Here is a 13,862-nt window from a genome sequence, read left to right on the forward strand (position 1 = left end):
AACTCAAGAACAAAAACAATCCAATCGAGAAAAAAGTAGCGTTCGCGTTAAATGTGAACACACAATCTCAGGTATTAAGAGATACAAAGCTTCTACGGCAATAGATAGAAATCGCATTCATAATTTGGATGATCGCTTTATGCTGACTGCTGCTGACCTGTGGAATTTCTACTTGATAGCTGCATAAATTGATGAGTGAAAGTGAGAATTCTATTTCATCATTTTTTGCTCTTATTTAGCGACAAGTCTATTAAGTCCAAATTTGCTTGGGGCGGAAAATTAGGCATTAAAGAAGATTGTTCACAAGAATTTACATACCACGGGTTAGGGTATGGTGTAATTTATTCCTCTCTCAAATCAATAGTTGATGTCAGTACTCTAGTCGTTATACTTTTAACCCCAATTGATGAAGAATATGTTGATGTTCACTTACTTTTTAGCGTCAAGAATCTTAGTATTGGCTTGTTGACTCAATTATTACATCTCAAAGGTATGGCTGATTGCATCGAATCAATGGAACAAGAAATACCAATTTTTGAGAATAAAATTTTTGTAAACGAACCTTTACTTAGCGAAGGTGAAGGGTCAATTATGCAATACAGACGTTGGGTACAACAGTTTTACTTAGATGAGGTAGAACAAAGCATAACCTTAAACAATCTTCCTTGTCTACAAGAAAATTTGACTTGACAAACGAATATTAAAAAAGCAGAGCTTAGTTCTCTTAATAGCTGACTTAGAAATTTCAAGGCGAGAATGTTCTATCTAGCACAGGTTTTTGAGATGATCGTTAACCGACTCAGTGGACTGCACGTTTGCCTAAAAGAATTTTACCCAAAAAACCTATCTACTCTACCTCCTGCCATTTTTTAGTTCTGTCGAACTCACGTTAATCGAGATAGATTTTTTCATATAGAAAGATTGACTGTTTTTGTATGAGTAGCATCTAACCTCATAGCGTGTCTATTCAAAAATAGCAAAATAGCAATCTACAATAAGAATCAAACAACCCATTGGTTAAAGCCTATGACTTCCTTATCGGCATTAACTTTACCCGATCACATCCAGTTACCAGACTCAGATGGTACATTTGTGAAAAACTGGCAAGAGCATCCCCAAAGTATCTTACTTACTGACTCGATTAAACTTGTCTTAGAGGAACTTCATCCTGATAGTCAATATTGTATTGGGCAAGATTTAGGTATTTACTGGCGATTGACAGATCCTCCTGAGAAAGGAGCTGAAGCACCAGACTGGTTTTATGTACCCAATGTACCACCGACCCTTGAAGGTAAAACGCGGCGTTCTTATGTGCTGTGGAAAGAGTATGTTGCACCCCTAATTGTAATTGAATTTGTCTCTGGAGATGGTTCAGAAGAACGAGATAACACACCGCCATCTCAAGGAGAAGGTGGAAATGTTGGTAAATTTTGGGTCTATGAGCAAGCAATTCGAGTGCCTTATTATGGAATTTATGAAGTAGCAAAGGCTCAAGTGGAAGTTTACCATCTAATTGATAATACTTATCAACTGATGAAACTTAATGAACGGGGACATTACCCAATTGCTCCTATGGGCGTAGAGTTAGGAATCTGGCAGGGTTTGTATCAAAATGTAGAGTTACCTTGGCTACGATGGTGGGATGCACAAGGAAATTTATTGTTAACAGGTTATGAACGCACTGAAGTTGAGCGACAAAGGGCTGAAACTGAACGACAGAAGCGGCTCTTAATTACAGAGAAGTTGCGTACTCTCTCTGCTGAACAGCTCAATGCTTTAGGAATTGACCCAGAAATGTTAGATTAAGCAAAATCTTCATATCAATAATTTAATAAAGTTGTTTCTTGGTTAACACTAGTGCCCATCAATATACTTGTGTTTGATTTCACTTACTTTCTCGCCTTCTAAATATTCTTCTGGGGAGATATAGTACTCACTTTGGCTAATGACCATTTTAGTACCTTAGTAGTTTCATCAAACATTTTAACTCATACAACAAATTTAATGGGCGACAGCGCCACCAGTTGGCTTCACCTTTTTGAGGAATAAAATGGCAATTCCACTAACTAACAAAGCAATGCCAATAAAGTAGAAACAATCGTTAAAAGCCATCACAAATGCTTCCCGACGTACGATGTTGGATATAGATGCGATCGCTTCATTTTGGGCTGTACTCAAATCTGCTCCGCGACTAATAAAATACTGCGTCATTTGGTCAATTCGCTGTTGAGTTTCTGGATTATATAAAGATACTCCATCACCCAATCTATTCGAGTGAAATTGCTCTCTGTTTGTTAATAAAGTTGCTAAAGAAGCAATTCCAATAGAGCCGCCCAGATTTCGCATCATATTAAATAAACCACTTGCCGAACCTGCTTCTTTCGGACTCAATCCACCAGTGGCAATAGAACTAAGCGGCACCATAATTAGGGGTTGTCCCATTGCACGCATAAATTGCGACCAACGTAATTGATCTAATCCTGTTTCATTAGTCATTCCAGAGTTCATAAATGCACTGATGGAAAACAAAGTCACACCAACAGCTACTATTAATCGCACGTCAATGCGTTGCATTAATCTCGGTATGAGGGGAATAATAAACAATTGGGGAATACCAGCCCAAATTAATACTTCACCAATTTGCAGAGCATTGTATTTTTGAATTTGAGCGAGATACAACGGTAAAATATAAATTGAACCATATAATCCTACTCCCAACGACACATTAACAATACTGGCTAAACCAAAGTTGCGCTTAAGTACAAGCCGTAAATTAATAAATGGTTGTTTACGAGTTAATTCTATAAAGAAAAATATCGCCAAAAAAATTACTGCTATTACACTTAAGCGCACAATTAACGCTGAACCAAACCAATCTTTACGACTACCTTCTTCTAAAACAATTTGCAGGGAACCTAAGCCAATAGCCATTGCAATAATTCCCCACCAGTCACCTTGTTTCAGTAAATTAATTTGGGGTTTTTCTGGCTTAATTCCGTACCAAACACCAGCCAGCATTAATGCTCCTGGAATTATATTTATATAAAAGTTGTATTCCCAACCAAAATTTTCGGTTAACCAACCTCCCAATGTTGGGCCAATTGAGGGTGCAAAAACTGCACTAAATCCAAATGCTGCTAACCCAACTGATTGTTTTGATTGGGGTAAAGTTGTTAAAACAATTGTCATAGCTGTAGGAATTAATACTCCGCCACTAAAACCTTGTAAAGCGCGAAAGAAAATCATGGAATTAAGATCCCACGCCCAACCACAGCAAATAGAAAAGAAGATAAATAATCCAGTATTGACTAATAAATAACGTTGCAGAGAAAATACTCGTGACAACCATCCTGTTAAAGGAATTACCACAATTTCTGCTACGAGATACGCGGTAGAAATCCAAGAACCTTCTTCGAGAGTTGCTGCTAAACTTGCTTGAATATCTTGCAGCGAAGCATTGGTTATTTGAATATCTAATACCGCCATAAATGCACCAAGCATACTGGCTAATACACCAATCCAGGTTTTTAGCGGTACACGCTCTGGTGGTAAAGCAGGATTTTGCCCTTGCTGACGAATTACACCTGTATTAGCCATAACTTTGTTCCATTTTTAAGATTAAGTAGCAAAAAATGTTCTTATTAAATCTTATATCAACATGTTCTTTACCTCTGCGTGAGATTGAATCAGCAACGCTAAAAATTAAAAAAGAATTGCTAAAGAATTGCTATAGAAAGCTCCATTAAGATAAATTTAAATTTCACTGCGGTTATTTATCTTAAACTTATTGAGTCGTAATAATCCCCTTTTGCTCATAAATTGGACGCATTATTTTTCTTAAAGCAGGCAACTGTCTGCTGAAAATAATTGACCCTAAAATACAAGCTATCCCATCAATCATTAAAGTGTTAGGAGCGCCAATATGACTTGCTAAAAAACCTCCTAATAAATTACCCACGGGAATCATCCCCAAAAATGACATTGTATATAAGCTCATCAATCGCCCGCGTTTATCGTCTTCGACAATGGTTTGTAAAAATGTGTTGCTAGCAGCAATCTGGAGAATTGTTCCTAAGCCAACAAATAACATTGTAAATAAAGAGAGTGGTAAAAATTGAGACAAAGAAAAGCCGATTAAACCAATTCCTAAAATTGCTGGAGCTAAAGCAATCAATTTCCCAATTCCTAAGATTGTTTGGCGCGTAGCTAGATAAATACCACCAGTTAAGGCTCCAACTCCAGATGCCGCCATCAAAAAACCCAAACTTTCTGCACCACCTTTGAGAACTTGTTCGGCAATAACTGGGACGAGAATAGTATTTTGCAATCCCATTAGACTGACTAAAGCTGATAGTAATAAGACAGAGCGAATCGGTGGAAAGCTAAAGGCATAGACAAATCCTTCTTTGACTTTTTGTAAGGGATTACCCTCAGTTACCAAATTTTTCCAAGGTTTAACTTTCATTGCCAATAAAGCGGCGATTACAGCAACGTAGCTCAAACCATCAATTAAAAAACAATAGCCAGCTCCAATACCAGCAATTAATAAACCGCCGATCGCAGGGCCAATTAATCGCGCACCGTTAACCATCGTGGAGTTAATGGCGATCGCATTGGCTAAATCTCCTCTGTGTTCAACCAATTCTGGCACAAAAGCTTGACGAGCTGGCGTATCTAAGGCGTTAATAAATCCTTGAAACAAACTCAAGGCGATGATCTGCCATACCTCAATCACTCCAGTTAGCGCCAGCACTGCTAATGTTAACGATTGAATCATCGCCAAGATTTGTGTACCAATTAAGGTACGATATCGAGAAAAACGATCTACAAATACTCCGGCAAAGGGAGCTAAAAAAAAGTTAGGAATTTGACTCGAAAATCCCACAACTCCTAGCATTAATGGAGATTTTGTCAAGTCATAAACTAGCCAAATTGTGGCAAGCTGCGTCATCCACGTCCCAATTAGGGAAATACCTTGTCCGGCAAAAAACAACTGGTAGTTTCTTGACCTTAAAGCAGGTAGTAGGGATTTTTTCATGTCAGGCTTTTTTTATACCAATTTGCTTTCATAGATATCATCTCACCTCATCTCTATACGCCTCTCTTTAGATGTAGGAGAATGTCAACCCCTTTGGGGAATTCAAAATTCAAAATTAATAATCCCCATAAATAAATTTAGGGGCTTGTATCATGAGTGTTCTTCGGTCATAAGTAGAAAGAGGTTTTTCATCTGTTTTAAACCGATTTGATATTACTTGACTTCCACAGCAACTTCCGCAGACATCCCAGGAGTAACCCGCGATTCGTATCCTTGAATGCTCTTTTGATCGAAAACTATTTTAACGGGAATGCGTTGGACAATTTTAGTAAAGTTACCTGTAGCATTATCCGGTGGCAATAAGGCAAACTGAGCGCCGGAAGCTGGAGAAATACTGTCAACACGGCCAACAAAGTTGTGATGAGGAAAAGTATCCAGCTTGATTTCTACTAGCTCGCCTGGATGCATCTTTTCTAATTGAGTTTCTTTGAAGTTTGCAACTACCCAATAGTTGTTATCCACGATCGCCATTAATGGTGTTCCTGATTGGACTCGGTTGCCAACTTCCACGTTTTTTCTACCTACCCGTCCAGCACTGGGGGCGGTAACATTGACATAAGATAGTTGCAATTGTGCGTCTTTGAGCGATGCTTCTGATTGGGCGATCGCTGCTTTTGCCGCTTCGTATTGGCTACGTTTAACTGTGGTATCTTGTCCGCCTGCGGTAGCTTGTTGTAATCCTCCCTTAGATGCTGCCAATTTAGCTTGGGCGTTGGTGACATTTTCTTGCGCTTGTGCTAGCTGAGACTGAGCTTTGGCGACACCAACTTTGGCGGAGGCTAACTGAGCTTGGGCTTGTTGTACTCCTTGAATCGCGGCATTTTTCTGTGCTTTGGCTACATCATAAGCAGCCTTGGCTGTGTCTAGTTGCTGACGAGGAATTGCACCTGTTTTATACAATTCGTTGTAACGATTGTAATCTGCTTGAGCTTTTTCTAAATTCGCGTTTGTTTGCGCTACCTGCGCTTGGGCGGCGGGAATTCCAGCTTGGGCTTCTTGTACTGCTGCTTGGGCGGCGGGAATCCCAGCTTGGGCTTCTTGTACTGCTGCTTGGGCTGTAGAAATTGCTGCTACTGCACCACTGACATCTCCTTGCGCTTGAGCTGTCTTACCAGTGGTGGTTTGTGAACTCAAAGCAATATTTGCTTGGGCGGCTTGCGCCTGACCACGCGCATTTTCTAGAGCTGCTTGTGCCTGTTGCACCTTACTTTCATAGTCCCGTGGGTCTAATTTCACTAACAATTGTCCCGGTTGCACCAGTTGGTTATCATTCACTAACACCTCACTTATAGTTCCAGGAATGCGGCTACTAACTTGGTGAATATTTCCCGCAACGGTGGCGTTGTCTGTTTCCTGGTGGGTGGAGGCGTATTGCCAGTAGTGAAGACCAAAAGTACCTGCGGCGATCGCACCTACACCTAATCCTGCCAAAATTAAACCAGTCGGTCTTTTCCGCTTCGGTTTCGCTGGAACTTCTTTCTCTGTCTCAGGAGTTACAACAGGTGCTTCTGCTGTTGCGGATGTCTCTGTCTTTGATGTTTCTGTCTTTGTAGTAGCAGTTTCTAAAGTCTCTAAATCAGGAATCACTTCTTTTTCTAAAATTATAGTCTTTTGTCCGTTGCGTCCGTTCAAGGTATTAGCACCCATTATTAGTTACCTCGCTTGCTCGTTCAATAATTTGCTTGATAGTCGTTTATTTAGAATGCGTAGTTTTACCTGAAAAAATTTTTATTTCCTTAGTATGCGTAATATTATCTCAAAACATATCTTTACACTGCCTCACCCGACAGGGTGATTATGTAATTATCTTTAGGAGAGGTTAGCGATCGCCCGATTCAACATTTGAGAAAACAGTTCTCGGTCAGCAAAGGAAATACCTTCCATCGCTTCATCACGCACTGCTGCGGCGATTGGCGGCAAGACACATTCTAGTTCCTTTCCTGCATCCGTGAGCCAGATTCGCCAGATGCGGCGATCGTGGACATCGCGTTCTCGACGCACTAAGCCGCGTTCTTCCATTCGATCTAGTACGCCTGTTAAAGTCCCTCCCACTTGTTTGAGTTTGTCACCAATACTAGAAGTAGGTAAACCATCTTCTTGCCAAAGACAGCACAACACCAACCAGTGAAATGGCGTAAGTCCAAAGGGTTCTAGCCTCTCAGTGAACTTGCGACTCAGCAGTTGTGAGACTAATTTAATTCTGTAGCCCAAATTGTATGGTGCCAGATTTTGCTGCCACGACTCTAAAGGTAGGGAGTAATTAGATGTAGAAACCATTTAAGAAAATACTTAGTGTGCGTACTATTCTATCTAAATCAATATTATTTAACAATACTTGCTTTGCATCCGTCTTAGGGAAGAACTTGAATCAATTGGTACTCTTTTACTGTACTGAGAACGTGGTGAGTCCGAGATAATTTAGGAGACTGGTCAGTATAGATCAAAGCATAGCTCAAAGCTGGTACTTCGGAAATAGAAACCACTGCTTGGGGGCGAATAGTAAGATAGAAATTAAGCAGTACTTGGATTTTCTGGTCTATTTGCACAAGGTAGATAGGATGAGATTGGAGAATTGAGGCGATCGCGCTTTGTTGTAAAAAAGTTTTTAAAGCAGGATTATAGTCACTTAACAAACCGAAGCTACCCATCGTCGCCAAAGTCAGCCAACAGGAAATTAACCATCCTGCAATCCAGTAACGGGCTGTGAGAAACTTTTTGCCAAAGTGGTAACGACCAATCCATACCACAGGTAAAATTAACCAACCCAACCACATACCCAAACTAATAGTTGCATACTTGCGAACATCAGAACCACCGTAACTAATAGCGACAGTACTTGCTATTACAAGTAAAACACCGAATCCACCAAAGCCGTAACTGAGGTTTCGAGAAAGATTATTCTTTGCAAAAAGAGTTGATATATTTTTTTTACCTTTTTGAAGAGGGAATTGTCGATGAATTCCTCTCTGGTAAATATTGCCTAACCAGCTTAAACCCACAGATGCTAAAAAAGCTATGAACGGATAAAGGCAAAGACTATAGTGAGGTAAACGAGTGCTAAAAACACTAATTTCTACAAATAAGACAAGTGGAAAACCAACTAATATTAACTGGTAAAGAGGAATGGGACGACGCACAGTTAAAAACAAACCTAAAAGTCCGAAAAAAGCCCAAGGAAATGCATTTACAGGAATAGTCCATACATAAAATAGCAGCCCATTATGATTCCGATCCTCAGAACCTAGCTGCACAACAAACTTGAGCAACTCTTCAAAACTTTGATTTCCGTAGTGCAGCCAGCTTAACCACAGCCAAATGCAGGTTGGTATTAAACCTACAAAAAAGCCTAGATATAAAATTGGGTTAGTAAGATGACGATGACGGTGATGTTCCCAAATTAAATAAGGTAATAAAGCGATAATTGGCAAAAAAATCATAAAGCTTCTGACTAGGAAGCCTAAACTCAAACTGAAACCAGCTATAAAACTCCAAAAATAGTGATATTTAGGATGTAATTCTGTTTTGATTAAAGAAAAAATAGCTAAAAGTACCAAGAAAACCATCGGTACATCAGGTGTACTTAAGCGAGAGTATTGTAGCCAGAGAAATTCCACACTGAAAATAGCAGTAGCCAGCCAAGCTAATTTTTTGCCTAGCATAATTTTGCCAATTTCATATACCAGCCATAAACTAAAAATGCTAGCAATCATACTAGGAAGACGCGCACTAGTATCACTGATACCAAACAACTTGTAGAAACTAGCAATTAACCAATAACACCCAGGTGTTTTATGATGTGCCGTTTCCCAAGGAGTTATCCAATTACCAGAATCAAACATCAGACGGGCACGGGAAGCGTAAAGGGCTTCATCATGTGCCATCAGGCTATTGTGCCCAGAAGTAAATAATAATAAGGGTAGACTCCAAAGGAACAAACTTAAATAGGGTAACGATTCTACTAGGCGGCTTTTTCGCCAAATATGCTGCCAGAAGTGTAGTTTATGGAACATTGAATTGATAAATTTGAATGCTGCTATCTAGACTCGTTTAAGTGTCCTATTGTTATTAAAATATGTTACGTAGTGTTTTTTGAAAAATACTTGAAGTTGCCGCAATTTTCCGAAAAAGTACTCCAAAACAGAGATTTATGCAGTTAAGACCGAATCAACGCCTGAAATTAGACGATACAGACGATAAGCTGTTCTACACCTATCCTCGCTTCGTTACCCATGTCGATGAAGGATTTATTCAACAGCTAACGGATTTATACCGCGATCGCCTCAAACCCAACACCCGCATTTTTGATATGATGAGCAGTTGGGTGTCTCATCTACCAGAAGAGATGCAGTTTGACCATGTGGAAGGACACGGACTCAACGCTGAGGAACTAGCACGAAATCCCCGTTTAAATCATTACTTTGTGCAAAATCTTAACGAAAATCCCCAGCTACCTTTCCCAGATGAAGATTTTGATGCTGTTCTCAATTGCGTATCTGTGCAATATGTGCAATATCCAGAAGCAGTATTTTCCGAAATTTACCGCATCCTAAAACCCGGCGGTGTCGCAATTATCAGTTTTTCTAACCGGATGTTTTTTGAAAAGGCAATTCAAGCTTGGCGAGAGGCTTCAGAAGCACAGCGAGTAGAATTAGTCAAAGCTTACTTTGCATCAGTTCCAGGATTTACAACCGCAGAAGTTATAGCTCATAAGTCAACATTACCAAATTTATTACAGTGGTTGGGTGCAGCTGGAGGAGATCCGTTTTATGCCGTCATAGCTTACCGCAGTTAAGTCAAATATTCACTAATGCAGCTTGGCAACTGTCGGCTGCCACAAACTCTTTCCAATCTAACGATTATCATCTTGCTAAGTAGAATAGTGTAAATATTTGTAGTTGGGATAAAGCAGAAGGCAAGAGGAAAAGGTTTTAGCCTCATTTATCTTCATTAACATAGTTGTATTTTTTTCCACCAACTTACTTATTAATGATTTAAAGCATCAATTGCCTCTCAGCGTTATTGAAGGAGACCAAGAAACGATTAATGATGCTAAGAAAATTCAAGATACAGGCTGTAAAGTAGTACAAATTAACACAGGTACAGGCTGTCATTTAGATGCATCGATGGTAGAACGGGGTTTGCAACAACTAAATTCACCTTTGAACTCAGTCGTAATGATTGAGAATGTGGGCAATCTTGTTTGTCCTGCCCTATTTGATTTGGGAGAACATCTGAAAGTGGTAATTCTGTCTGTCACTGAGGGAGAAGATAAGCCGATAAAATATCCTCATATATTCCGCGCCAGTGAGATGATGATTCTCACCAAAATTGATTTACTTCCTCATGTACAGTTTGACGTTCAGCGTTGCATAGAATACGCCCAGCAGGTTAATCCTCAAATTCAGGTTTTTCAAGTTTCAGCGATGACTGGAACTGGGTTAGATAGTTGGTATAAGTGGTTATTAGAAAGGGTTAGGAATAGTTCACAGGTATACCCCTAAAGGTAGCCAAAATTTAGACTTGTATACTGCATTTGAGAGAGCTAAATTTGGTGTCAAAACAGTCTACTGCAATATCAAGCAGGAGGATGCATGATTAAATTCAATACGCTCCATCCATGATATTAAATATCTTGAATGGAGCGCATTATTTTACATACTTGTCTAAACCTGATTCTCACAAAGATGGAGATTTTTGCTGCTCTGCAATACTCTACTAAAGAACAACATTACCTATTATGAGAAAAATCCCCAGACCAGTCCTCCAATAAGCCCATCTTTGTTAAAGATTTCAAACAGTGCAGTTGCAAAGAAGCCAATCATTGCCAAGCGTCCATTCCAAATCTCAGCACTTGGTTGGAAACCCCATCTCCAACGGGTACCAGCGTAATAGTAAGGCTCTTTAATTTCTGGGAGTAAATCCTGACTTGCTTTTGCTTCTTTTATTTCTTGCATGATTCCTTGCCTTTTTGAGAAGAATGTTTGTGCTTTATCTATCTTATCTCCCATCTTAAAAAAACTTTACAGAATCCTCGTCTTCCTAACGATACAAAAAGTTACACAAAGAAAATAAAAAATTTATACCAAAAGTTGAACGCCTAGTTGTGTTATCTAACACAAGAGATAAATACTCTCCTTTATCTTGGCAGCAAAATGAAGGAGAGCAAAGAATGCTATAGGTCAAAATATTTCGAGATTACTGTTTGTCTGTCACAGGGGGGTAAATTTACCCCCGGAAAATTTCTATGCAGTTACTACCTTGGGTTGAGGTTTAGTGAATAACTCAGCTAAATGGTGTGGTTGGCGTAGACGCGTTCGCGCAGCGTCTCGTAGAGAAGCGGCTTGTCGCCAGACATCGCGCCAATTACCTCTACCATAGGCATACCCTGCAATTAAAGATCGCCTCCGAAAACACCATCTGTTCAGTACCTTTATCCACTTTCCCGCAAAAATGAGCTTCTTTAAGGGTTTTTACTAGAAAGCCACTTCACTGGCAACCTGCTTGCCTCTGGCATCCCAATCAGATGATTATAAAAAGATGTAAATCTTTCTCATTTGCCGCTAGCAATTGGGCATCATGTATGTCAACCTCACCAGACTGACTCCAAGTAGCCATGACAACGATTTTTTCTCAAGTAGCTTTCAATGAGATATTTGAGGCATCAGAACAAAATGACCCTCCGATCTCGGATGGTTTTGTCACGCGCTGGAAGATTCCTGAATTAATTGGTCAGGGGATTGGGCAGTTCTTTGAATTGCGGCAGGGCCTAAGTTTGCTCATTAATGACTATAAGTTGCGCCATGACTTGGCGATCGCAGATGATTCAAGACCTGATTCTTGTTTACACTATGGTTTTTGCGTAGGCTCAGAAAGGTTTCGGATCGACAATACTGCTGTTAACTCTAGACAACATGTTCTGTGGGGCAAGGGTATGTCAGAGGGTAAAGTTACAGAGTTACCAGCCGTTGAGCAAGCGATTTGGATTGAAGTTCATATAATGCCTGAACTGTTATACTCATTTGTGGGTGATGCATCCGGGCAATTGCCTGCTGCTTTTGAGCATCTTGTGAAACCACCAGATGAGGAGCGATCACTTGACATCGGCACAACCACACCAGGGATGCAAGTTGCATTACAGCAGATATTGCACTGTCCCTATCAAGACATGACACAGAAGATGTACCTAGAAGGTAAAATCTGGGAACTGACGGCATTGCTGCTGGAACTCTTAAAAGCAAAGCAGGAGCTACCCAGTAATATTGGGCAATTGAAACCAGAGGATGTAGACCGCATCTGTTATGCTAAAAAACTGTTGCTCAATCGGCTGGACAATCCTCCTTCTCTAACGGAACTGGCGCGGCAGGTAGGGCTAAATGACTGCACGCTCAAGCGCGGCTTTCGGCAAGTGTTTGGCAAAACTGCGTTTAGCTATTTGCATGACTATCGACTAGAGCAAGCGCGGCAGCTATTGACAACGGGCGAAATGAAAGTTGCAGAGGTTGCTGAAGCGATCGGGTTTGCAGACCGGAGCTATTTTGCTGCTGCCTTTCGCAAGAAGTTTGGCTACAATCCCAGTTCCTTGAAACGCAAGCGGTAAAGGCAAAAGTCAAAACGCGACACAAAATTCCGTCTAGCCATCAAAAAAATTCCGTCTAGCCATCATTTCTATCACCCATTGGTTCCCACTTTCCAGTAATCTTTTTAAGATAATTTCCTAATTATTGGTTTGATAACACTGGTGTGGAGAGTCATGAGTCATTCATTCAAATTGATATTGATTGCAAGTATCGTCTCGGTCATGATTGCTCCAACAGTTTGGGCACAGCAGAGATCCCCGCTTAACAAAGCAGGATCGAGGGAGCAAACCGAGAGCAAGATTCGACAACTGAGCGAGATAGAGCTTCCAAATACCAGCGCTCAAAGAAGAGTGCAGTCGCCAACACCAAGCAACCAGGAGAACCTTGGGGGTAAAGTTATACAAATAACGAGGGTGAAAGCTAATCCGACTGCCAAAGGCGTAGAGGTGATTTTAGAGACACCTGTTGGTACTCAACTGCAAGTCACAAATCGCAGTACTGGTAATAATTTTATTGTCGATGTATCTGGTGGTCAGTTGCGTTTAGCTGATGGCAATGCTTTTACATTTCGTTCCGAAAAACCAGTAGAGGGAATTACCCAGATAATAGTTACGAATGTTGATGCAAATACTGTGCGAGTGACGGTGGTGGGTGAAAAGGCTTTACCCACAGTTGAGTTATATGATGATAATGCAGGGCTAGTTTTTGCGGTAGCTTCTACTGGAACACCAACTTCTCCACAACACCCCCAAACACAGCTGCCAGAAAATCAGACACAGCCAACTCAATCATCGGCAGAGGGAGATGAACCGATTGAGTTGGTGGTGACAGGTGAACAAGATACTTATCGCGTAACAGATGGATCGACTGCCACCAGAACCGATACGGCTCTACGCGACATTCCACAATCGATTCAAGTAGTACCCCGGCAGGTGCTAGAAGACCAGCAGGTAAGGAATCTGAGTGAAGCCCTCAGAAACGTACCCGGTGTAACACAGGGACCTAATTCATCAACCCGTGGAAATTTTGAGCAACCTTTGATCCGAGGCTTTGTTGCTGGAAGTGATATTCAGAGAAACGGGTTGAGAGACGCTAGTGGTCTGTCCCATTAATTTTGATGGGTAATACCAGATCGTGATTAAATAGCAATGTGGGCGGATTAGTAACTCACAAGCAGGCAGGCGATC

General features: G+C 40.6%; 11 protein-coding genes and 2 pseudogenes. 7 read left to right on the forward strand and 6 right to left on the reverse strand.

Annotated elements, in window-relative coordinates:
* The 3 genes and pseudogenes from V7K56_RS10390 to V7K56_RS10400 all read left to right on the forward strand — a co-directional run.
* Positions 1 to 187, forward strand: a pseudogene (locus tag V7K56_RS10390) (transposase family protein); the annotation flags it as partial.
* Positions 188 to 201: 14 nt separating this feature from the next.
* Positions 202 to 690 carry a hypothetical protein gene (locus V7K56_RS10395; RefSeq protein WP_334910141.1) on the forward strand — a complete coding sequence of 163 codons (489 nt, stop codon included), beginning with the start codon at positions 202 to 204 and terminating at the stop codon, positions 688 to 690.
* 336 nt (positions 691 to 1,026) lie between these two features.
* Positions 1,027 to 1,806, forward strand: coding sequence for a Uma2 family endonuclease (locus V7K56_RS10400; protein WP_334910143.1), 780 nt, complete (start codon positions 1,027 to 1,029; stop codon positions 1,804 to 1,806).
* Positions 1,807 to 2,001: 195 nt separating this feature from the next.
* On the opposite strand, the gene V7K56_RS10410 is transcribed toward V7K56_RS10400, so the two are convergent.
* From V7K56_RS10410 to V7K56_RS10430, 5 genes are all read right to left on the reverse strand, one after another.
* Entirely contained in the window at positions 2,002 to 3,597 is a 1,596-nt protein-coding gene (locus tag V7K56_RS10410) for a DHA2 family efflux MFS transporter permease subunit (protein WP_334910145.1), read from the reverse strand.
* 187 nt (positions 3,598 to 3,784) lie between these two features.
* Positions 3,785 to 5,038 carry an MFS transporter gene (locus tag V7K56_RS10415; protein ID WP_334910147.1) on the reverse strand — a complete coding sequence of 418 codons (1,254 nt, stop codon included), beginning with the start codon at positions 5,036 to 5,038 and terminating at the stop codon, positions 3,785 to 3,787.
* Between the two features lie 213 nt (positions 5,039 to 5,251).
* Positions 5,252 to 6,745 carry an HlyD family secretion protein gene (locus V7K56_RS10420; RefSeq protein WP_334910149.1) on the reverse strand — a complete coding sequence of 498 codons (1,494 nt, stop codon included), beginning with the start codon at positions 6,743 to 6,745 and terminating at the stop codon, positions 5,252 to 5,254.
* Between the two features lie 162 nt (positions 6,746 to 6,907).
* Positions 6,908 to 7,375: a MarR family winged helix-turn-helix transcriptional regulator gene (locus V7K56_RS10425; RefSeq protein ID WP_334910151.1), complete on the reverse strand. Its 468-nt coding sequence runs from the start codon at positions 7,373 to 7,375 to the stop codon at positions 6,908 to 6,910.
* 74 nt (positions 7,376 to 7,449) lie between these two features.
* On the reverse strand, positions 7,450 to 9,108 hold the full coding sequence (locus tag V7K56_RS10430) for an ArnT family glycosyltransferase (protein WP_334910153.1): 1,659 nt from the start codon (positions 9,106 to 9,108) through the stop codon (positions 7,450 to 7,452).
* Between the two features lie 137 nt (positions 9,109 to 9,245).
* Here V7K56_RS10430 and V7K56_RS10435 point away from each other — a divergent pair, with 137 nt between their 5' ends.
* Together V7K56_RS10435 and hypB are read left to right on the forward strand one after the other, a co-directional pair.
* Positions 9,246 to 9,890, forward strand: coding sequence for a class I SAM-dependent methyltransferase (locus V7K56_RS10435; RefSeq protein WP_334910155.1), 645 nt, complete (start codon positions 9,246 to 9,248; stop codon positions 9,888 to 9,890).
* 190 nt (positions 9,891 to 10,080) lie between these two features.
* Positions 10,081 to 10,599 (forward strand): annotated as a pseudogene (hypB, locus tag V7K56_RS10440) (hydrogenase nickel incorporation protein HypB); the annotation flags it as partial.
* Positions 10,600 to 10,833: 234 nt separating this feature from the next.
* Here hypB and V7K56_RS37035 read toward each other — a convergent pair.
* Positions 10,834 to 11,052, reverse strand: a complete 219-nt coding sequence (locus tag V7K56_RS37035; RefSeq protein WP_442939992.1) for a chlorophyll a/b-binding protein — start codon at positions 11,050 to 11,052, stop codon at positions 10,834 to 10,836.
* 659 nt (positions 11,053 to 11,711) lie between these two features.
* On the opposite strand from V7K56_RS37035, the gene V7K56_RS10450 reads away from it, so the two are divergent.
* Both V7K56_RS10450 and V7K56_RS10455 read left to right on the forward strand, forming a co-directional pair.
* On the forward strand, positions 11,712 to 12,695 hold the full coding sequence (locus V7K56_RS10450) for a helix-turn-helix transcriptional regulator (protein WP_334910157.1): 984 nt from the start codon (positions 11,712 to 11,714) through the stop codon (positions 12,693 to 12,695).
* 153 nt (positions 12,696 to 12,848) lie between these two features.
* Positions 12,849 to 13,787, forward strand: coding sequence for a TonB-dependent receptor plug domain-containing protein (locus tag V7K56_RS10455; RefSeq protein ID WP_442939991.1), 939 nt, complete (start codon positions 12,849 to 12,851; stop codon positions 13,785 to 13,787).
* Positions 13,788 to 13,862: the final 75 nt, after the last annotated feature.

The sequence above is a fragment of the Nostoc sp. genome (assembly GCF_036917535.1).
GTDB lineage: Bacteria > Cyanobacteriota > Cyanobacteriia > Cyanobacteriales > Nostocaceae > Nostoc.